The sequence below is a fragment of the Fulvimonas sp. R45 genome, from assembly GCF_030504985.1.
Classification (GTDB): domain Bacteria; phylum Pseudomonadota; class Gammaproteobacteria; order Xanthomonadales; family Rhodanobacteraceae; genus Rhodanobacter_A.
In genome coordinates this window covers 20,965-40,244 of sequence record NZ_JASERU010000021.1, presented here as the reverse complement: position 1 = coordinate 40,244, position 19,280 = coordinate 20,965, and the positions used below count along the sequence as shown (strand labels likewise).

Sequence of the window (19,280 nt, the reverse complement as noted above, 5' to 3'; positions counted from 1 at the left end):
CCGCAACCGCCAGGCACCCATGGACAAGCTCACCCGCGCCGACCTGCTCTCCCTCGAAACCTACGCCGCGCAGCGCGCCGGTTTCCGCGCGCGCGTGCTGGCGCACAAGAAGCAGCGCACCGTGCACGTGGGCGGACACCTCACCCTGGTCTTCGAGGACCGCCTCAGCATCCAGTACCAGGTGCAGGAGATGCTGCGCATCGAGCGCATCTTCGAGCCGGAAGGTATCCAGGACGAACTGGACGCCTACAACCCGCTGGTCCCCGACGGCCGCAACCTCAAGGCCACGCTGCTGATCGAGTACGACGACGCGGAAGAACGCAGGCGCGAGCTGGTGCGCCTGCGCGGCATCGAGCACGCCGTCGCGCTGACCGTGCAGGGCCACGCGCCCTCCGTCGCCATCGCCGACGAGGACATGGAGCGCAGCAACGAGGCGAAGACCGCCGCCGTGCACTTCCTGCGCTTCGAGCTGGACGACGCGATGATCACCGCCTGGCAGGCGGGTGGGCCGGTGACGCTGGCCTCGACGCTCGCGGCGATGCCGGTGCAGGCCACGCTCACGCCGGAACAGCGTTGCGCGCTGGCCGCGGACTTCACGGCCGGTCAGTAATGCAGCAGCGCCCGCAGCGGCGCATCGCCACGCCAGCGCGAGCGGCCACCCAGCGCGTCCAGCTCGATCACCACCGCGGCGCCCAGCAGCGTGACGCCCAGCTGTTCCACCAGCGCCTGCGCCGCCGCCAGCGTGCCACCGGTGGCCAGCACGTCGTCCACCAGCAGCGCGCGTTCGCCGGCGCGCAGCGTGCCCGCGCCCGCTTCCAGCCGGTCGCTGCCGTATTCGAGCTGGTAGTCCACGCCCAGCACCGGCGGCGGCAGCTTGCCCGGCTTGCGCAGCGGCACGAAGCCGGCGTCCAGCTCGCGCGCCAGCGCGGCGCCGAAGATGAAGCCGCGCGATTCGATCCCGCATACCGCCTGCACGCCGTCCGCGCGCCATGGCGCGGCCAGCGCTTCGATGCATCGACGCAAGGCTGCGGCGTCGGCCAGCATTGGCGACACGTCGCGGAACAGCACGCCCGGGCGCGGGAAATCCGGTACCTCGCGGATCAGCGGTTCGAAGGCGGTCATGCTTTCTCCAGGGTCGGGCCGCGCCGGCGCGGCCGCAGCGCACCGAGCAGGATACCCGCCAGCGCCAGCACCAGGCCCAGCCAGTCGCCCGCCGAGGTGGCGCGGTGGAACAGCAGCACGTCCAGCACGAAGGCCAGCGCCGGCTGCAGCAACAGCAGCAGGCCCACCATCGAGGCCGGCAGGCGCGGCATCGCGCGCACCATCAGCAGCCAGGCCAGCACCTGGCCGAAGAAGCCCAGGCCCAGCAGCGCGCTCCAGTCGCGCAGGTTCCCGAGGCCAAAGGCGTCGCCCTCGGCCAGGCCGCACAGTCCCAGCAGGGCCGCGCTGAGCAGGCTCATCAGGCCGAGGAACTGCGCCGCCGACAGCCGCGTCAGTCCTGACAGCGCGTGCCGGAAGCTCAGCAGGTACGCCGTGTAGGCCAGCGCGCTGCCCAGGCCCAGCCACACGCCGAGCCGGTGGCGCCCGTCGAACAGCGACCAGTGCGCGCCCACCAGCAGCCACAGCCCCGCCACCGCCAGCAGCATGCCGGGCACGAAGCCGCGCGCCAGCCGTTCGCGGTAGAACGCCACCCCCACCAGCGCCAGCAGGAACACCTGCACGTTGGTGAGCAGGGTGGCCACGCCCGGTCCCACCCAGACGATGCTGCGGTGCCATTGCGCCAGGTCCGCGGCGAAGCCCAGCGCCGGCAGCAGGGCCAGCCCCAGGTCGCGCGGGCCGACCCGCCGCCACTGCCCGCGCAGGGCCACCCAGGCCAGCAGCATCGCGCCGCCGAACAGCATGCGGTAGAACGCCGACACCGTGGGCGCCACCCGCGTCCAGGCCACGAAGATGCTGGTGGTGGACAGCAGCGCCGCGCCCAGCGCCATGCGCACGGCCGCCCCGCGCGCGGACAGCGGCGGGTCGGCGTGCGCGGGCACGTCTGGGGTCGGAATCGCCACGGCGGCGTCAGCAGGTGGCGGGCAGCAGGTCGCCGGAGTCGTCGTCGCCGGCCTCGCGCAGCGCCAGGCGCGCCTCGGCCAGGGTCGCCTCGACCTCGCGCACGATGCCCTCGGCTTCCGGCAGGCTCGCCTCCGGCACCAGCACGGTCATGTAGTCGCGCGCCGGCAACTGGCCCACCGCGCCGATCAGGTATTCGCCGCCGATGAAGGCGGGAATGCCGCCGCGCTCCAGCGCATCCTTCACCAGATGGGCGTCGAACAGGTTTTCGGCTCGGTAGGCGATGCGCATGCCGGCACGCTACCCCTGCCGCGCGGGGGCCGCAAGGGAGGCGTCGGCCGCCCTCCCGCGCTCACCAGAACGCACGGATGCCGGCCACGCCCTGGCCGCCGGCCCGGCGGACCGCCGCCGCGTCGGCCGGCCCCACGCCGCCCAGCGCATACACCGGCAACGCGGACTGCGCCGCCAGCGCGCCGAAACGGTCCCAGCCCAGCGGCGTCGCGCCGGGATGGCTGGCGGTGGCCGCCAGCGGCGACAGCGTGGCGAAGTCGACGCCGACGCGCGTCGCCTGCGCCAGTTGCGCCGCGTCGTGGCAGCTGGCGCCGACCGGCTGCCGCCACGGCAGCGGACGCTCGGCCAGCGCGGCGAATTGCGTCGCCTTCAGGTGCACGCCGACGTTCGCGCCCAGCGCGCGGGCGCCTTCGACGTCGGCGTTCAGCAGCAATTGCGCGTCGTATGCCCGCGCCAGCGGCAGCAGGCGCGCGGCCAGCGCACGCACGTCGTCCACCGGCCAGTTGGGCAGGCGCAACTGCAGCAGGCGCTCGCCGCCCTTGATGGCGCGGCGCAGGCGCTCGAAGCAGGCCCCGGCGTCCGCCGGCTCCGCCTCGGCCGGCGTGATGAGGTAGCGCGACGGCAGGCGCAGGGCCTGCAGGATGGCGCGGTCGGCCGGTGCCAGTTCGGCGGGATCGACCTGCATGGGCGCGCACCAGCGCAGGGCCTGGCCGTCCAGCGGAGCCGGCGTGCCGCGCCAGCGGTCGATCCGCCAGGCATCGAGCAGCAGGCCGCGCGCGCCGTAGGCCCACGGCACGCGGATCAAGGGCATGGCATCGGCGGGATCCGCCTCGATGCCGAGCTCCTCGTGCAGCTCGCGCGCCAGCGCGTCGAGCGGCGCCTCGCCCGGCTCCAGCTTGCCGCCGGGAAATTCCCAGCACCCGGCCAGGTGCTTGCCGGGCGGTCGTTGCGCCAGCAGCACGCGGCCGCGCGCATCGAGCAGCGCGCCGGCCATCACGTGCATCGGCGCCGGCGCGCGGTCGGTCATCGCGCGGGATCAGGTGCCGTGGATGTACTCGACCATGTCGAAGTCATAGGCGTGCTCGGCGTCCTTCTTGTGGTGCGTGCGCGAGACTTCCGTCCACTCGCTGAAGTGCACGCCCGGGAAGAAGGTATCGGCGCCGGCGATCGCCGCATTGACCCAGGTGAGGTACATGCGCCGCGCGAACGGCAGCGCCTCGCGGAACACCTGGCCACCGCCGATCACCATCAGGCCGGTGCCGCCGCAACGGGCCTGCGCCTCGTCGATGGAACGCACGGTGATCTGTCCCGGGAACGGCGCCTCGTGCTTGCGCGACAGCACCAGGTTCGTGCGCTCGGGCAGCGCCTTGCCGATCGACACTGCCGTGTTGTAGCCCATCAGCACGTACTTGCCCACGGTGAGCTGCTTGAACCAGCGCAGGTCGTCGGGCAGGTGCCAGGGCAGCTCGCCCTTGCGGCCGATGGCCATGTTCTCATCCAGCGCGGCGATCAACGAAATGGCCATTGGGGCTCCGAAAGTATGGGTCGAACGGCACATGTGACGGCGACGCAGCCGCCTCATCCTGACCGCCTATTGTAGCCAGTCGGGAGGACGAGCGGTCATGACCATCGTAGCGGGATTCCTTGCCGCGGCGGCGTTGGCCGCCGGCGGCGCGGCTGCCACGTCGGCCACCGCCGCGCAGGTGCTGCCGACGGTCTACGAGGCGGGCCACTTCTATACGGTGCCGGAGACCCGCGACGGCCAGCGGCTCAAGCTGTTGGTCGATACCGGCGGCGGCGGTGGCGGCGGCATGTACTGGATCAGCAAGGCCGCGGCGAACCGGCTGCACCTGCCCGTCACCGACTGCGCGAAAGGCGGCGGCCACATGACGGTGGCCCCGCTGCCCGGCTATCGCGCCGGCCACGCGCTGCCGCCACCGGACCATGGCGTCTGCGGCGCCGTGGTGATGGTGCAGGACGTGCCTTCCGACGGGATCTCCGGCGATGGCCAGCTCGGAGCCGGCTACCTGCCCGGTCGCACGTGGACCTTCGACTACCCCGCCCGCCGCCTCACCCTCGAAGGCCGGGGCTGGCATCCCGACCATGCCGCGCACGCGACCCCGCTCGGCTTCCTGCACGACGCCAGGGGCCGGCAGGCCACGGGGTTCGCCCGCATCGTCATCCACGTCGACGGGCAGCCGCTGGACATGCTGCTGGACACCGGTGCCACCGCGCACCCCACCGCCGCGGGCGAGAAGGCCAGCGGCACGCCGGTGACCGCGCAGGGCTATGGCGTCACCAGCTACATCACCACCGGCATGCTGGAACGCTGGCACAAGGCGCACCCGGATTGGCGCGTGGTGGAGAACGGCGACGACCTCCGTCCCGCGCGCCCGTCGCGCCTGATCGAGGTGCCCAGGGTCGAGATCGCCGGCTGGTCGGTGGGGCCGGTCTGGTTCACCGAGCAGCCCGATGCCGCCTATCACACGTTCATGGCGCAATGGATGGACAAGCCCACCGAGGGCACCGTGGGCGGCAATGTGTTCCGGCACTTCTCGATGACGCTGGACTACCCGCGCGAGACGGCCTACTTCCGCTGCGTGACGGGCTGCACGGCCGCTACACCGCCACCGGCGCCTTGATCGCCGGATGCGGGGCGTAGCCTTCAATCGCGACGTCCCCGTAGCGGAAGTCCTCCAGCGCCCGCACCGCCGGGTTCAGCACCAGCCGGGGCAGCGGGCGCGGTTCGCGGGCCAGCTGCAGCCGCGCCTGTTCCACGTGGTTGCTGTACAGATGCGCGTCGCCCAGCGTGTGCACGAAATCGCCCACCCCCAGCCCGCACACCTGCGCCACCATGTGGGTGAGCAACGCATAGCTGGCGATGTTGAACGGTACGCCGAGGAAGATGTCGCCCGAGCGCTGGTAGAGTTGGCAGCTCAGCTTGCCGTCGGCCACGTAGAACTGGAACAGCGTGTGGCAGGGCATCAGCGCCATCTTCGGCAGCTCGCCCACGTTCCAGGCGCTGACGATCAGCCGGCGCGAGTCGGGGTTGCGGAGGATCTCCCCGACCACCCAGCGGATCTGGTCCACCACCCCGCCGTCGGCGGTGGGCCAGGCGCGCCACTGCGCGCCGTAGACCGGGCCGAGGTCGCCGTGCTCGTCGGCCCACTCGTCCCAGATGCTGACGCCGTTTTCCTTCAGGTAGGCGATGTTGGTGTCGCCCTGCAGGAACCAGATCAGCTCGTGCACGATCGACTTCAGGTGCAGCTTCTTGGTGGTGACCAGCGGAAAGCCTTCGTTGAGGTCGAAGCGCATCTGCCAGCCGAACACGCTCTTCGTGCCGGTGCCGGTGCGATCGGATTTTTCCGTGCCGTGTTCCAGCACGTGGCGTAGCAGGTCGAGGTAGGCGCGCATCGCGCAAGGATACGCCGGCGGCATGACATCGGTCACTCGCCCCGTCGCGGGCGCCGGCCTAGACTCGGGCTTTCCACACCCAAGGACGCACGTCATGGCGCAATGGTTTTTCAGCTACGGCAAGGACCAACGCATCGGCCCGCTCGACGACGCGGCCGCCCGGGCGCAGGCGCGCAGCCGGCCCGATGGCTATTGCTGGCGCGAAGGTTTCGCCGAGTGGATCCCGGTCCGCGACGCCACCGAACTCGGCGGCGGCCCGATGTCGACGCCCCCGCCGGTGCCTGCCTCGCTGCGTGGCGGCGCGTCCGACGAGATCGACTACCGCATCGTCGGCCACGACATGCAGTTCGTCGAGATCGAGCTGGACCCCGGCGAAAGCGCGGTCGCCGAGGCCGGCGCACTGATGTACAAGGAGGCGACGGTGCAGATGGACACCGTGTTCGGCGACGGTTCCAGCAGCGGCCCCGGCGGCAGCGGACTGATGGACAAGCTGCTCTCCGCCGGCAAGCGCGTGATCACCGGCGAGAGCCTGTTCACCACCGTGTTCACCCATACCGGCAGCGGCAAGGCCAGGGTGGCGTTCGCCGCGCCCTTCCCCGGCACGGTGATGGCGATGAAGCTGAGCGAGCACGGCGGCCGGCTGATCTGCCAGAAGGATTCCTTCCTCGCCGGCGCGCGCGGCGTGCGGCTGGGCATCTTCTTCCAGCGCAAGATCCTCACTGGCCTGTTCGGCGGCGAGGGCTTCGTCATGCAGAAGCTGGAAGGCGACGGCTGGGTGTTCGTGCACGCCGGCGGCACCATGGTGGAGCGCGAGCTGGCGCCCGGCGAGCGGCTGGACGTGGACACCGGCTGCGTGGTCGCCTTCCACGACACGGTGAACATGGACGTGCGCCCCGTCGGCGGCATCAAGAGCATGCTGTTCGGCGGCGAGGGCGTGTTCCTCGCCACGCTTACCGGGCCGGGCAAGGTGTGGCTGCAATCACTGCCGTTCTCGCGCCTGGCCGGTCGCATGCTGGCGGCGGCGCCGCAGGGCGGCGGCCAGCGGCATGGCGAGGGCTCGATCCTCGGCGGCCTGGGCGACCTGATCGGCGGCGATCGCAACTTCTAGCCGCGCACCTTCTCCGCTTCTTCTCCCTCTCCCCTCCGGGGAGAGGGTTGGGGTGAGGGGCCAACCTCGCACCCACGCAGCTACGTAGCGCCGCTCCGCCCGCAACACCCCGCGAGCACCCGCCCCTCACCTCGATCTCCTTCGACCAGCTCAGGGCAGTGCTCTCCCCCGCAGGGAGAGGAGGCAGACCCTCAACCCTTCGCACCACCCTCAGCCAACGGCAGGACTGGCGCCCGCCGCGACATCCACAGCAACAGCAGCCCCACCACGACCAACGGCAGCGACTGCATCTGCCCCATCGTCACCCAGGACGTGCCGAACAGGTAGCCCAGCTGCGGGTCGGGCACGCGCACGAACTCCACCGCGAAGCGGAAGCAGCCGTACATCAGCGCGAACAGGCCGGACACCAGGTAGCGCGGCCGCGGCTTCATCGACACCAGCCACAACACCGCGAACATCACCACGCCTTCCAGCGCCAGCTCGTACAGCTCGGACGGATGGCGCGGCAGGCCGCCGTAGCGCTGCAGGGCCTCTGCCCAGGCCGGATGGCCAGCGACGTATTGCACGTCCTCGCCGTGCGCCTGCGGGAAGACCATCGCCCACGGCACCGTGCCCGGCTTGCCCCACAGCTCGCCATTGATGAAGTTGCCCAGCCGCCCCAGGCCCAGGCCCAGCGGGATCAGCGGCGCCACGAAATCCACCGTGTCGAAGAAATGCAGCTTGTGCCGGCGCGACCACCACAGCGAGGCGGCCAACACGCCGAGCAGGCCGCCGTGGAAGCTCATGCCGCCGTCCCACACCTTGAACAGCGCCAGCGGGTCGGTCCAGATCCAGCGCGGGCCGCCGGCGTAGTAGAACAGCATGTACCACACGCGACCGCCCACGATCACGCCCATCATGCCGTAGAAGAACAGGTCGCTCAGCGCCTCGCGGCTCACCGGCAGGCGACCGCGCCGGCGACGGTACTCGCCCAGCACGATCGCGCCGAAGAAGCCCAGCAGGTACATCAGCCCGTACCAGTGCACCTGCACCGGGCCGAGCTGGAAGGCCACTGGGTTCAAGTGGACGACGTAGGGCTGCGACATGGCTCGGCTCGGCAGGCAAAGCGTGCAGTCTAGCGCAGTGCCGCGGGAGGCAACCGCACGGCCCGCCTGCGGCTACACTGGCCGTCGGCCGGGCGGCCGCCGGCTGGGGAGCCGGCGGCCCGGCATCCGCGGGGGTGGATGCCGGCGACGTCGGGCTGCCATTTCTTCAGGGGAAAACTCATGCCTACACGGATCGCGCGCGCCCTCCTGGCCGCCTGTTGCCTTTCGCTTCCTGCCATCGCCGCCGCCTCGGGCACGATTCCGGTCAAGGATTTCGCGCGGCACGCCAGCATCTCCATGCCGCGGCTGTCGCCGGACGGAAAATATCTCGCGCTGCGCATGGACGATGGCGGCCAGCACGCGTTGGTGGTCTATCGCGTCGACGACCTCAGCCACCCGGCCAGCATGCTGCGCATGCCCAAGTATGAACTGCCGGCGAACATCGTCTGGGTCGGGCCGACCCGGCTGGTGGTGGCCCAGGGCAAGGAATTCGGCTCGATCGGCAAACCCGAATATACCGGCGAGCTGCTCGCTACCGACGTGAACGGCAAACACCAGGATTACCTGTTCGGTTATCAGGATTACGGCAGCCGAGCCGCGACCCGCCAGGCCGATCGCGGCTGGGGCACGGTGGACGGCCTGCCCGATCTCGCCAACAACCACTTCTACATGGGCGCGCAGCTCTGGAACAGCGACGACCACAGCTGGCTGTACGACGTGGACGCGGTGAAGAACACCCGCCACCTGGTCGGCGACATCGGCGTGGGCGGCCTCGACTTCATCGTGACGCCCGGTGGCCAGGCCAGCTTCGCCTACGGCACCGACAACCAGTTCGACTACGTGGTCTACCGTCGCCAGGCCGGTCGCTGGCAGGCCTACACCGGCGCGCAAGCGGGACACCGCTTCACGCCGATCGGCTACGCGCCCGATCATCTCCGCCTCTATGCGCTGGACAGCGACCACGGCGCCCCGGCCGACCTCGTCGAGCAGAACGAGGACGGCAGCGGCCGCAAGGTGCTGGCCAAGGCCGGCTTCGGCAACTTCGACGACCTGATGTGGACGCCCCCGCCCCGGCAGCCCTTCGCGGCGGTGGGCGGCACCGGCGTTCCCCAGGTCACCTACCTGCAACCGGACATGCTGGTGAGCAAGCTGCACCAGGCGCTGAGCCAGAAATTCCCCGGCGAGTTCGTGGATTTCATCGACTTCAGCGAGGACGGCCGCGAACTGCTGTTCTCGGTCCGCAGCGACCGCGACCCCGGCGGCTATTTCCTGATCGACACGCAGCACTACAAGGTGCGCAAGCTGTTCGCCGCGGCGCCGTGGATCGACCCGTCGCAGATGGCCGAACGCATACCCAGGCGCTTCAAGGCCAGCGATGGCCTCGAGCTGGAAGCCATCCTCACCGTGCCCCGCGGCGCCTCGATGGAAAACCTGCCGATGGTGCTGCTGCCGCACGGTGGTCCACACGGCGTCAGCGACAACTGGTTCTTCGACTGGGACGCGCAGTTCCTCGCCAGCCGCGGCTACCTGGTGCTGCAGGTGAACTACCGCGGCTCCGGGGGCCGCGGCCACGCCTTCGAGCAGGCGGGTTACCTGAAATGGGGCACGCGCATCCAGCAGGACCTGATCGATGGCGTGAAGTGGGCCGAGGCGCAGCACTATGCCGATCCGAAGCGCGTCTGCGTGTACGGCGCCAGCTTCGGCGGCTATTCCGCCATGATGACGACGATCCGCGCGCCCGGCCTGTTCAAGTGCGCGGTGGGCTACGCCGGCATCTACGATCTGGCGATGATGTACAAGAAGGGCGACATTCGCGAGAGCCAGTTCGGTCGCAGCTACCTGGGCACGGTGATCGGCAAGAGCGACGCCGACCTCGCCGCCAATTCGCCCGACAAACTCGCCGACCGGATCGACGTGCCGGTGCTGCTGGTGCACGGCGAAGACGACCAGCGCGCGCCGTTCGCCCAGGCCAAGGCCATGCGCTCGGCGCTGGAGGCCGCGCACAAGCCGTACGAATGGCTGGTCAAGCCCGGCGAGGGCCACGGCTTCTACGGCGAGCAGGACAACGTGGACTTCCTCGAGCACCTCCAGGCCTTCCTCGCCAAGTACATCGGCCAGGGCGTCGCCCCGGCCGGCTGAGCAGCAACATCCTGCCGCCGGGCGCATGCATATGCGCGCTCGGCGCCTGTCAAGACGCGTCGCCGCAAAGTTCCCCGCAGAAGACTGCGCGGTTTGGCTGCGGTTGCATTTCCGCTGCACTTTGTCTTAACTTCGGCATTACATCGTCTTTCCCCCAAGCTGGACGATGCCATGTGCGCACCACCCTTCCCCCGGGCGCTGCGCGCCACCCATGAAGACGTGTCCTGATCGCCGGCCGCAGGGTTGGCTCGGGTCATTTTTCGTTCGGAGTTTTCACAACAATGAAGCAGAAGACTTTGCTGGCTACCGCCATTGCGACGGCGCTCATGCTGCAGGCGTGGGCGGTTTCCGCGCAGGATGCGTCCCCCGCGCCGGCCCAGGGCACCGACAGCAGCACCCCGTCCAAGGCCAAGAAGCTCGAGACGATCACCGTGACCGGTTCGCGCATCCGCAGCGTGGACGTGGAGACCGCGCAGCCGATCGTGTCGCTGAGCCGCAAGCAGATCGAGGCCACCGGCCTGACCAACGTCAGTGACGTGCTGCAGCGCGTCGTCTCCACCGGCACGCCCGACATCACCCCGCAGGACACGCTGTCCTCCGGCTCGTCGGTGGGCGGCACCTACACCAGCCTGCGCAACCTGGGTTCGGATCGCACCCTGGTGCTGGTCAATGGCCGCCGCTGGAGCACCGACATCAACGGCCTGACCGACCTGTCGACGATCCCGTCCTCGATCATCGAGCGCATCGAGATCCTGAAGGACGGCGCCTCCTCGATCTACGGCTCCGACGCGATCGGCGGCGTGGTGAACATCATCACCCGCGACCACTACAACGGCGCCGAAGCCAACGTCTACTACGGCCAGAACCAGAAGGGCGACGGCCAGCAGCAGGCCTACGACATCACGTTCGGCACCAGCACCGACAAGTCGAACACGATCTTCACGGCCAGCTACCAGAACACCGATGCGATCTGGAACCGCAAGCGCGACCTGACCACCTACGCCTACGGCCCGCGCCATTCGCAGGACGGCTGGGGCCAGGGTCCGTGGGGGCGCATCGTCGACCCGAACAACCCCGACCAGAGCTGGGTGATCAACCACGGCGCCACCAATACCGCCGACATCGGCAACTATCACCTGTACGACCCGAACAGCAACGCGGACAAGTACAACACCCAGGCCGACATGACCTTCCGCGCGCCCACGCGCCTGAAGAACCTGTTCGCCCAGGAACGCTACAGCCTTACCGACAGCATCACGCTGCATGCGACCGGCAGCTACAGCGAGCGCGACTCCTCGTCGCAGCTGGCGGGCTACCCGTTCCGCACCGACGGCAACCAGGAGGTCTACATCTCCGGCCAGAACGCCTACAACCCGTTCCCCGGCCATGACCTGACCTTCTATCGCCGCACGGTGGAGCTGCCCCGCGTCACCGACAGCAACGCCAAGCTGGCCCACTTCGACCTGGGCGCCGACGGCTTCTTCAACCTGGGCGACCAGGAATGGAGCTGGGATGCGAACTACAGCTACTCCAAGGCCGACATCAACCAGCGCACCACCGGCAACCTCAACCTGCTGAACGCGCAGAAGGCGCTGGGCCCGACCGCCGTGGTCGATGGCCAGGTCGTCTGCGCCGACGCCAACGACCGCGCCAACGGCTGCCTGCCGTGGAACATCCTGGCCGGTCCCGGCGGCAGCTCGCCCGAAGTCCTGAAGTACGTCAACGCGGTGGAGCAGGCTTCCGCCCAGAACACCACGCGCGACTTCACCGCCAACGTCAGCGGCGGCCTGTTCGACCTGCCGGCCGGCACCGTGAACCTGGCGCTGGGCGTGGAACACCGCCGCCTGGCCGGTTCGTTCACTCCGGACCAGTTCGCCTCCTCGGGCTATTCCAGCGACCTGGCCAGCGCGCCGACCAGCGGCAAGTACATCGTCAACGAGGCCTACGCCGAGCTCGACGTGCCGATCCTGCAGGGCCTGCCGGGCGTGCAGGAACTGGCCGTCAACGTGGCCAGCCGCTACTCGCACTACAGCAACTTCGGCAGCACCACCAACAACAAGTACAGCTTCCGCTGGAAGCCGATCGACGACCTGCTGGTCCGCGGCACCTACGCCGAGGGCTTCCGCGCGCCGACGCTGAGCGATCTGTACGGCGGCACCGGCCAGAGCTTCGAGACCTTCCTGGATCCGTGCGACAGCGCCTACGGCGCGGCCTCGACCAATGCAAGCGTGGCTGCGGCCTGCGCGGCGGCGGGCGTGCCCGCCAACTACCGTCAGATCGACGCCTCCGGCAAGCCGATCAGCAGCAACGCCGGCGGCCAGACGCCGACTCCGTTCCTGTCCGGCTCCAACCCGAAGCTGCAGCCCGAGACCTCGACCACCCGCACGCTGGGCCTGGTATACAGCCCGCACTTCGTGCAGGGCCTGGACTTCACGCTGGACTACTACAAGATCAACGTGAAGAACACCATCCAGTCGGTGGTGGCCGCGGACATTCTGAACTACTGCTACATCCAGAACGATCCGAGCTTCTGCGGACGCTTCACCCGCGACAGCAGCGGCACCATCACCAATCTGAACGAGAGCATGGCCAACCTGGGCCGTCTCGACACCGAAGGCTACGACTTCGCGGCTCATTACCGCCTGCCGCAGCTGCCGGTCGGCCAGTTCGCGGTGTCGCTGGAAAGCACCTACCTGACCAAGTACGACGTCACCAACGGCCCGGGCCAGCCCACGCAGGGCCAGGCCGGCTTCGTGTCCGCCACCGGCGGCCTGTTCCGCGTGCGCGCCAACGCCTCGCTGGACTGGAGCTATGGCAACTTCGGCGCCACCTGGACCGTGCGTTACTTCTCGGGCCTGCGTGACAGCTGCTGGGACGCGACCACGGAGTGCAACCAGCCGAACTACACCAACCCGTGGATCGGCACCACCGGCGCCAGCAGCAAGGGCTCGGTGGCGTTCAACGACGCGCAGTTCCGCTACAAGCTGCCGTGGAATGCGTCGTTCAGCGTCGGCGTGAACAACATCTTCAACAAGAAGGGTCCGTTCTACTACGACGTCACGTCCTATGGCTCGGGCAGCGCCCCGTACCTGTCGACGTTCGACATCGACCGTTACTTCTACGTGTCGTACAACCAGAAGTTCTAAGCCTCTCCGGGCCGGACTTCAGGGAGGGCGGGCCGCAAGGCCCGCCCTTTTTCATGGCCGCGTCCTTGCTTGACAGCCCCCAGCGTATTGAGCAAACTACGCAGCTCACCCCGCCCGAATAGCTCAGCTGGTTAGAGCACTTGACTGTTAATCAGGGGGTCGTTGGTTCGAGTCCAACTTCGGGCGCCATCTGCGAAAAAGGCCTGGCAGCGATGCCAGGCCTTTTTCATGCCGCGATGCGGCGGTGGCGCTCAGCCGGCGCGCACGCGATAGCACGGCACGTAGGCGCTGCCGCCGGGCAACTTCATGCGGTGCTGGACCACGAAGGCCTGCAGCAGGGCGTCCAGCGCCTGCATGATGTCGGCGTCGCCGTCGATGTCGAACGGGCCGCCCTGCTGGATGGCGCGCACGCCCTCCTCCTTCACGTTGCCGGCCACGATGCCGGAGAAGGCCCGGCGCAGGTCGGCGGCGAGCTCGTGGCGCGGGCGGCCGTGGCGGATCGCCAGGCCGCGCATCGCCTCGTGGGTGGGGCGGAACGGTTGCTGGAACGGCAGCGGAATGTTCAGCGCCCAGTTGAAGAAGAACGCGTCCTTGTTGTCCAGGCGGTGGTTGCGCACCTTGTCGATGCCGCGCACCATCGCGCGCGCCACGGTCGCCGGGTCGTCGATCACGATCTGGTAGTGCTGCGCCACCCCGTCGCCCAGGGTGAGCCGGAGGAAGCGGTCGATCTGCTCGAAGTAGGCCGCTGACTGCCGTGGCCCGGTGAAGATCAGCGGGAACGGGATGCCCGCGTTGTCCGGGTGCAGCAGGATGCCGAGCAGGTAGAGGATCTCCTCTGCCGTGCCCACGCCGCCGGGGAACACGATGATGCCGTGGCCCATGCGCACGAAGGCCTCCAGGCGCTTCTCGATGTCCGGCATGATGACCAGCTGGTTGACGATCGGGTTCGGCGACTCGGCCGCGATGATGCCCGGCTCGGTGATGCCGATGTAGCGGTTGTTGCGACGGCGCTGCTTGGCGTGGGCGATGGTGGCGCCCTTCATCGGCCCCTTCATCGCGCCGGGGCCGCAGCCGGTGCAGATGTCCATGCCGCGCAGGCCGAGCTGGTAGCCCACCGCCTTGGTGTAGTCGTACTCCTCGCGCGAGATCGAGTGGCCGCCCCAGCACACCACCAGGTTCGGGTCCACGTGCGGCTTGAGCGTGCGCGCGTTGCGCAGGATCTCGAACACCGCGTGGGTGATGCCCACCGAGTCGTCGAGGTCGAAACCGCCCTGCTCGAGCTGGGTCGATATGTAGACGATGTCGCGCATCACCGCCATCAGCAGCTCGTTGATGCCGCGGATGATCTGGCCGTCCACGAAGGCCTGGGCGGGCGCGTGGGTCAGCTCGACCTTGATGCCGCGGTCCTGCTGCAGCACCTGGATGTCGAAGTCGGGGAACTGCTCGAACATCGAGCCCGGGTCGTCGCTCATGCTGCCCGAGGTGAGCACCGCCAGCGCGCAGCGTCGCAGCAGGCCGTGCAGGCCCGCGCCGCTGGCGTCGCGCAGCCGCGCCACCTCGTTGCGGGAAAGGATGTCCAGCCCACCGGCGGGCGAGATGCGCGCGCTGACGGTGGCTGGCTTGCCGGACGCACCGGCGGGAATGGCGTTCATTCGGGTGGATCTCCTGCCGCTGACGGGCCGCTGCCTCATGCAGGGTCGTGGCGGACTGCCTAGCTTCCCGCCTGGCGCGGCGCATGGTCAAGCCGAAAAAAAACCGGCGCCCTCGCGGGCGCCGGCCTCGGGAGACGCGCCGGGGCGCGCCCGATCAGAACGTGTAGCGGACGGTGAGCATCGCCGACCAGCGCGAGACCACGTTGGTCTTGGTGTAGGTGCCGGCGTCGTACACCGTCATCTGCTCCGGCTGGTAGTTGCCGCTCTTGTCCGTGTAGAGCTTGTAGATGTACTTGCCGTCGGCGCCCACGCCGCCGTAGTCGGCGAGGTTGCGCGTCTGGTAGAAGCCCATGTCGTGCTCCTGGCCCCAGCGCTTGTTGACCAGGTTCAGCACGTTGTAGACGTCCAGCCGGATCTCGCCCTTGTTGCCCTTGAAGATGCCCGGGATCTCCTGGCGGAAGCTCAGGTCCAGGTCGTTGACCCACGCGGCATGCGCCGCGTTGCGGTTGGCGATCTGGCCCTGGTGCTTGCTCAGGTAGGGGTCGTGCTGGATGAAGCTGTAGAACTGCTGGATCTGCTGGGCGGTCGCCGGCTGGCCGTTCGGCTGCACCAGGGTCACGTCGCCCTGGCGCGGGATGTAGACCAGGTCGGTGCCCTGGCCGAAGCTGTCGCCGTTGGCGTCGTTGCCGAAGGTCCAGCTGTAGGGCTGGCCGGTGTGGCCGTCGTAGAACGCGCTGACGCTGGTGACGTAGTCGCCGAAGAAGTGGTGCTGCCAGGTGATGGACGCGCTGATGCGGCGACGCACCGCACGGTTGGAACGCGCTTCCAGCTCGTCGTTCGGATTCACCCACGCGCTGTTGGACAGGTTCGAGCTGGCCTGGCTGGAGGTGCCCGGGTTGACCTCGGTGGAATTGCCGAAGGTCACGCCCACGCTGCCGAACCAGCTGTCGGAGAACGGCTTCTTCAGCGACAGGGTCAGGGCGTCCGCATGGCCCTTGTGGGTATTGGTGAGGTAGGTGGAGCTGCCCGTGAAGTCCTTATCCGCGTTGCCGCGCGCGTCGCTGCTGGAGCCGGCTTCATTCGGGTGCTTCCAGTACTGGTAGCGACCGTCCGGCATCACGCCAGTGGGCGCGCCCAGGTTCAGCATCTGGTACCAGATGCCGTCACGCACCTTGATGTACTGGTACTCGGCCGAGAACACGGTGCCCCACCACGGCAGCTCGCGGTCGAACGCCAGGCTGTACTTCCACACGGAAGGCAGCTTGAAGTTCGGGTCGATGGTGTCCACGCCCATCTGGCTGCTCGCCGGCGGCGGCAGATTCTGGCCGTGCGGGTCGGGGCTGAACACCGGCAGGTCGTTGCCCTGGCCCGGCTGGTCGCCGTAGTCGTTGTACACCTGGTACACGGTGGTGGTGATGCCGTTGTTCTGGAACGGGTTGGTCATCCACACCGTCGGCGGGTTCGACTGGAACAGGCCGAAGCCGCCGCGCAGCTGGGTCATGCGCTCGGTATCGAAGGCATAGTTGAACGACAGGCGCGGCTCGACGATGCGCAGGCCGTCGATGGTGTTGTCGTTGCGCAGCGGCGTGACGTTCGAGCCCGGCTTGTAGTTGACGACGACCTGGTTGTTGGCGTCGATGCCGAAGGTCTGGTCCACCGCCGGGTTGTACACCGGGCGGTCGCCGGTCTTGGCCAGGTCCACGCGCACGCCGTACTGCACCGACAGGTTGTTGTTCACCTGCCAGGTGTCCTGCAGGAACAGGCCGTACTGGCGCAGCGTCCACTGCGCGGCCACGTCGTCGAGGTTATAGCCCTGCGACGGCTGGTAGATGTTGTACGAGTCGTAGATGCCCTTCTCGAAGTTGTCGATGCCGAAGAAGGTATAGGCGCCGAACTGGGTGCGGCCGAACAGGTTGTAGATCTTGTTCTGCTGGAAGTCGATGCCGCCCTTCAGGGTGTGGTCGCCCAGGTACCAGGTGGCCGCCTCGAACAGGTTCCAGGTCTTGATGTTCAGCACGTTGTAGTGGCTGTACTGGTCCTCGCCCAGGTCCACGTACGGCGCGGCGCCGTGCTGCTTGCCCTTGGAATCGGTGCTGACGCCCACGTCCACGAACACCTGCGGCTGCTGGTCGGCCACGGTGCGCACCTGCTTGAACTGGCGGTAGCCGAGCTTGGTCTCGGTGGAGAAGCTGTCGGTCCAGTCGTCGAACAGCTGCAGCACGGAGTTCTTGGTGTCGCTGTTCTTGGTGTACCAGTAGCTGGTCAGGCCGATCGAGTTGCTCTTGTTGCCCTGGACGATGGGCTGGGTTTCCTTGGTGCGCTGGTAGCTGAAGCTGGCGCGGTGGTTGTTGCTGATGTTCCAGTCCAGCTTGGCCAGGTAGCGCTTGTCTTCCAGGTCGACGTTGCCGCCGCTGAAGGTGCCCGGCTTCAGGCCGAGCGCGTTGGCTGCGTTGATGATGCGCTGCAGGTCGCCCGGCGACACCTTGCCGGAGGTGGAGGGGCCGTTGCCCAGGCTGGAATCGAGGCCGTTCGCCGAGTCGGCGCCCAGGCCCACGGTCTTCTCCTTCTCGTAGTTGACGAAGAAGAACAGCTTGTCCTTGACGATCGGGCCGCCCAGGGTGGCGCCCGCGGTCCAGTCGTGGTTGTAGCCGTTGTACTTGTAGCCCGGGTCGTCCTTGTTCACCCAGCCGGCGTTGCCGACGAGCTTGCTGGCGTTGCGGTAGGCGTAGTAGACCGAGCCGTGGAAGTCGTTGGTGCCGCTCTTGGTGACGGCGTTGATGTTGGCGCCGACGGTGTCGGAAGTGACGTCATAGTTCGCCGTGGAGATGTTGTACTCCTCGATCGTGTCGGCCGAGATCGGCGAGCCGATGTAGGGCATGCCGTTGGAGTTCAGGCCGAACGGGTCGCCCACGCCGACGCCGTCCACGGTGATCGAGTTGTAGCGGTTGTTCATGCCCATCGTGGAGATCGCGCCTTCGCCGCGGTCGGAGATGGTCACGCGCGGGTCGAGGCGGGCGATGTCGGCGATCGAGCGGCCCGGCGAGGGCGCCGCCTCCAGCTCGCGCTGGGACACGTTGGTGGACATGCCCTTGTTGTCGGGGCTGAAGGTCTGCGACAGCGCGTTGGCCGACACGGTGACCGCGGCCAGGTTCTTGGCGTTCTCGGCCTGGGCGCCGGACATGCTCAGGTTGACCGAGGACTCCTGCGCCAGCTGCAGGTACACGTCGTGCTTCGCCGCGGAGGTCATCCCATCCTTGGACACGGTGACGTCGAACGGACCGCCCACGCGCAGGCCTTGCGCCACGTAGCGGCCGTTGGCATCGGTGACGGTGGTCTTGGTGGTGCCCGAAGGCTCGTGCACGATGGTCACGGTGGCGCCGGCCACCGGCTGGCCGCTGGCGTCCAGCACGCGGCCGCTGATCGAGGACGAGGTGTCCTGCGCCATCGCGGGAAGGGTGGCTGCGGTCAGCAGCGAGGCGATCGCGAACGGAAGAAGCTTGGCTCGAATTCGGCTGTTCATTCTTTTGGGCCCTATGGATTTCGCAACGGAAATTCTTGCGGCGGAAAGCCGAATGCGACGCTGCCCGGCTTTGGGCCAGGTGCGCTGCCTCGGAAACTTCCCCGGTGTGCTGTCTTGGTTCGTGCTGCGATGTAGCGGCGGGGCCGCCCCGCCTGCCAATCATTTGTTAAACGAACTTTAACGGCATTGTATGACAGTTTGCTAACAACTTCACGTTTCCCGTACGCCCGGGCATCGACCCGACAAGCTCATACGGCCAGATGCAGGTAGGCGGCCACGCCGCCCAGGAACATCTGCACCGACAGCGCGATCAGCAGCATGCCCATCACCCGTTCCAGCGCGGTCAGCACGCTCTCGCCCAGCCAGCGGAACAGGTAGGTGGAGCACAGCAGGATCACCGCGGTGGCGAACCAGGCGCCGAACAGCGCGATCGCCCAGTCCGCGGTGCGCCCGGGCTGGCTGTTGGTGAGCAGCAGCAGCGCCGCCATCGCCGACGGCCCGGCCACGCCGGGGATCGCCATCGGTACGATGAAGGGCTCGCCCTCGCCGCTCTTGCCGAAGATGCCGCCGCCGTCGGCCGGCGGGAACACCATGCGGATGCCGATCAGGAACAGCACGATGCCGCCGGCGATGCTGATCGAGTCCGTCTTCAGCTGCAGCAGGCCGAGGATGTGCCGGCCGCCGACGAGGAACGCCAGCAGCACGCCGAGCGCGATCAGCAGCTCGCGCACCATCACCTTGCGCCGGCGCTTCGGCGGCACGTCCTTGAGCAGGCTGAGGAACAGCGGGATGTTGCCGAGCGGGTCCATGATCAGGAACAGCAGGATCGCCGCCGACAGCGTGGTCATCTGCGTTTCCATCTCAGTC

General features: G+C 68.4%; 15 protein-coding genes and 1 tRNA gene. 6 read left to right on the top strand and 10 right to left on the bottom strand.

What is annotated here, in order from left to right:
• The first annotated feature begins 19 nt into the window (after positions 1-19).
• Positions 20-610 (top strand): DUF3501 family protein, encoded by a 591-nt coding sequence (locus QMK61_RS15430; protein ID WP_302073121.1) that lies wholly within the window; start codon positions 20-22, stop codon positions 608-610.
• Here the strand turns inward: QMK61_RS15430 and QMK61_RS15425 are convergent.
• The 5 genes from QMK61_RS15425 to QMK61_RS15405 all read right to left on the bottom strand — a co-directional run bounded on the left by QMK61_RS15425 (position 604) and on the right by QMK61_RS15405 (position 3,874).
• Complete coding sequence (locus QMK61_RS15425) at positions 604-1,122, bottom strand: adenine phosphoribosyltransferase (RefSeq protein WP_302073120.1); 519 nt, start codon at positions 1,120-1,122, stop codon at positions 604-606. The genes QMK61_RS15430 and QMK61_RS15425 overlap by 7 nt on opposite strands.
• The gene (locus QMK61_RS15420) at positions 1,119-2,039 is read right to left on the bottom strand and encodes a DMT family transporter (protein WP_302073119.1); all 921 of its coding nucleotides are present in this window, start codon (positions 2,037-2,039) and stop codon (positions 1,119-1,121) included. Before QMK61_RS15420 ends, QMK61_RS15425 begins: the two co-directional genes overlap by 4 nt.
• Before the next feature lie 28 nt (positions 2,040-2,067).
• Complete coding sequence (locus QMK61_RS15415) at positions 2,068-2,349, bottom strand: DUF2007 domain-containing protein (RefSeq protein ID WP_302073118.1); 282 nt, start codon at positions 2,347-2,349, stop codon at positions 2,068-2,070.
• A 61-nt stretch (positions 2,350-2,410) separates the two neighbouring features.
• Entirely contained in the window at positions 2,411-3,376 is a 966-nt protein-coding gene (locus QMK61_RS15410) for a Nudix family hydrolase (protein ID WP_302073117.1), read from the bottom strand.
• Between the two features lie 9 nt (positions 3,377-3,385).
• Positions 3,386-3,874, bottom strand: a complete 489-nt coding sequence (locus tag QMK61_RS15405) for a dihydrofolate reductase (protein ID WP_302073116.1) — start codon at positions 3,872-3,874, stop codon at positions 3,386-3,388.
• 97 nt (positions 3,875-3,971) lie between these two features.
• On the opposite strand from QMK61_RS15405, the gene QMK61_RS15400 reads away from it, so the two are divergent.
• Positions 3,972-4,991 (top strand): hypothetical protein, encoded by a 1,020-nt coding sequence (locus QMK61_RS15400; RefSeq protein WP_302073115.1) that lies wholly within the window; start codon positions 3,972-3,974, stop codon positions 4,989-4,991.
• Here QMK61_RS15400 and QMK61_RS15395 read toward each other — a convergent pair.
• Positions 4,969-5,763, bottom strand: coding sequence for a thymidylate synthase (locus tag QMK61_RS15395; protein WP_302073133.1), 795 nt, complete (start codon positions 5,761-5,763; stop codon positions 4,969-4,971). The genes QMK61_RS15400 and QMK61_RS15395 overlap by 23 nt on opposite strands.
• Positions 5,764-5,857: 94 nt before the next feature.
• On the opposite strand from QMK61_RS15395, the gene QMK61_RS15390 reads away from it, so the two are divergent.
• Entirely contained in the window at positions 5,858-6,871 is a 1,014-nt protein-coding gene (locus QMK61_RS15390) for a TIGR00266 family protein (protein ID WP_302073114.1), read from the top strand.
• Positions 6,872-7,062: 191 nt separating this feature from the next.
• On the opposite strand, the gene lgt is transcribed toward QMK61_RS15390, so the two are convergent.
• Positions 7,063-7,956: a prolipoprotein diacylglyceryl transferase gene (gene lgt, locus QMK61_RS15385; RefSeq protein ID WP_302073113.1), complete on the bottom strand. Its 894-nt coding sequence runs from the start codon at positions 7,954-7,956 to the stop codon at positions 7,063-7,065.
• 180 nt (positions 7,957-8,136) lie between these two features.
• On the opposite strand from lgt, the gene QMK61_RS15380 reads away from it, so the two are divergent.
• The 3 genes from QMK61_RS15380 (at position 8,137) to QMK61_RS15370 (ending at position 13,430) form a co-directional block, all read left to right on the top strand.
• Entirely contained in the window at positions 8,137-10,095 is a 1,959-nt protein-coding gene (locus QMK61_RS15380; protein ID WP_302073112.1) for a prolyl oligopeptidase family serine peptidase, read from the top strand.
• Between the two features lie 281 nt (positions 10,096-10,376).
• Positions 10,377-13,241: a TonB-dependent receptor gene (locus QMK61_RS15375; RefSeq protein WP_302073111.1), complete on the top strand. Its 2,865-nt coding sequence runs from the start codon at positions 10,377-10,379 to the stop codon at positions 13,239-13,241.
• Between the two features lie 112 nt (positions 13,242-13,353).
• Positions 13,354-13,430, top strand: a tRNA-Asn gene (locus tag QMK61_RS15370).
• 62 nt (positions 13,431-13,492) lie between these two features.
• Here the strand turns inward: QMK61_RS15370 and ppnN are convergent.
• From ppnN to QMK61_RS15355, 3 genes are all read right to left on the bottom strand, one after another.
• Positions 13,493-14,893 carry a nucleotide 5'-monophosphate nucleosidase PpnN gene (ppnN, locus tag QMK61_RS15365; protein ID WP_302073110.1) on the bottom strand — a complete coding sequence of 467 codons (1,401 nt, stop codon included), beginning with the start codon at positions 14,891-14,893 and terminating at the stop codon, positions 13,493-13,495.
• 154 nt (positions 14,894-15,047) lie between these two features.
• Positions 15,048-18,413 carry a TonB-dependent receptor gene (locus tag QMK61_RS15360; protein ID WP_302073109.1) on the bottom strand — a complete coding sequence of 1,122 codons (3,366 nt, stop codon included), beginning with the start codon at positions 18,411-18,413 and terminating at the stop codon, positions 15,048-15,050.
• 248 nt (positions 18,414-18,661) lie between these two features.
• Entirely contained in the window at positions 18,662-19,261 is a 600-nt protein-coding gene (locus QMK61_RS15355) for a YhgN family NAAT transporter (protein ID WP_302073108.1), read from the bottom strand.
• Positions 19,262-19,280 lie beyond the last annotated feature (19 nt).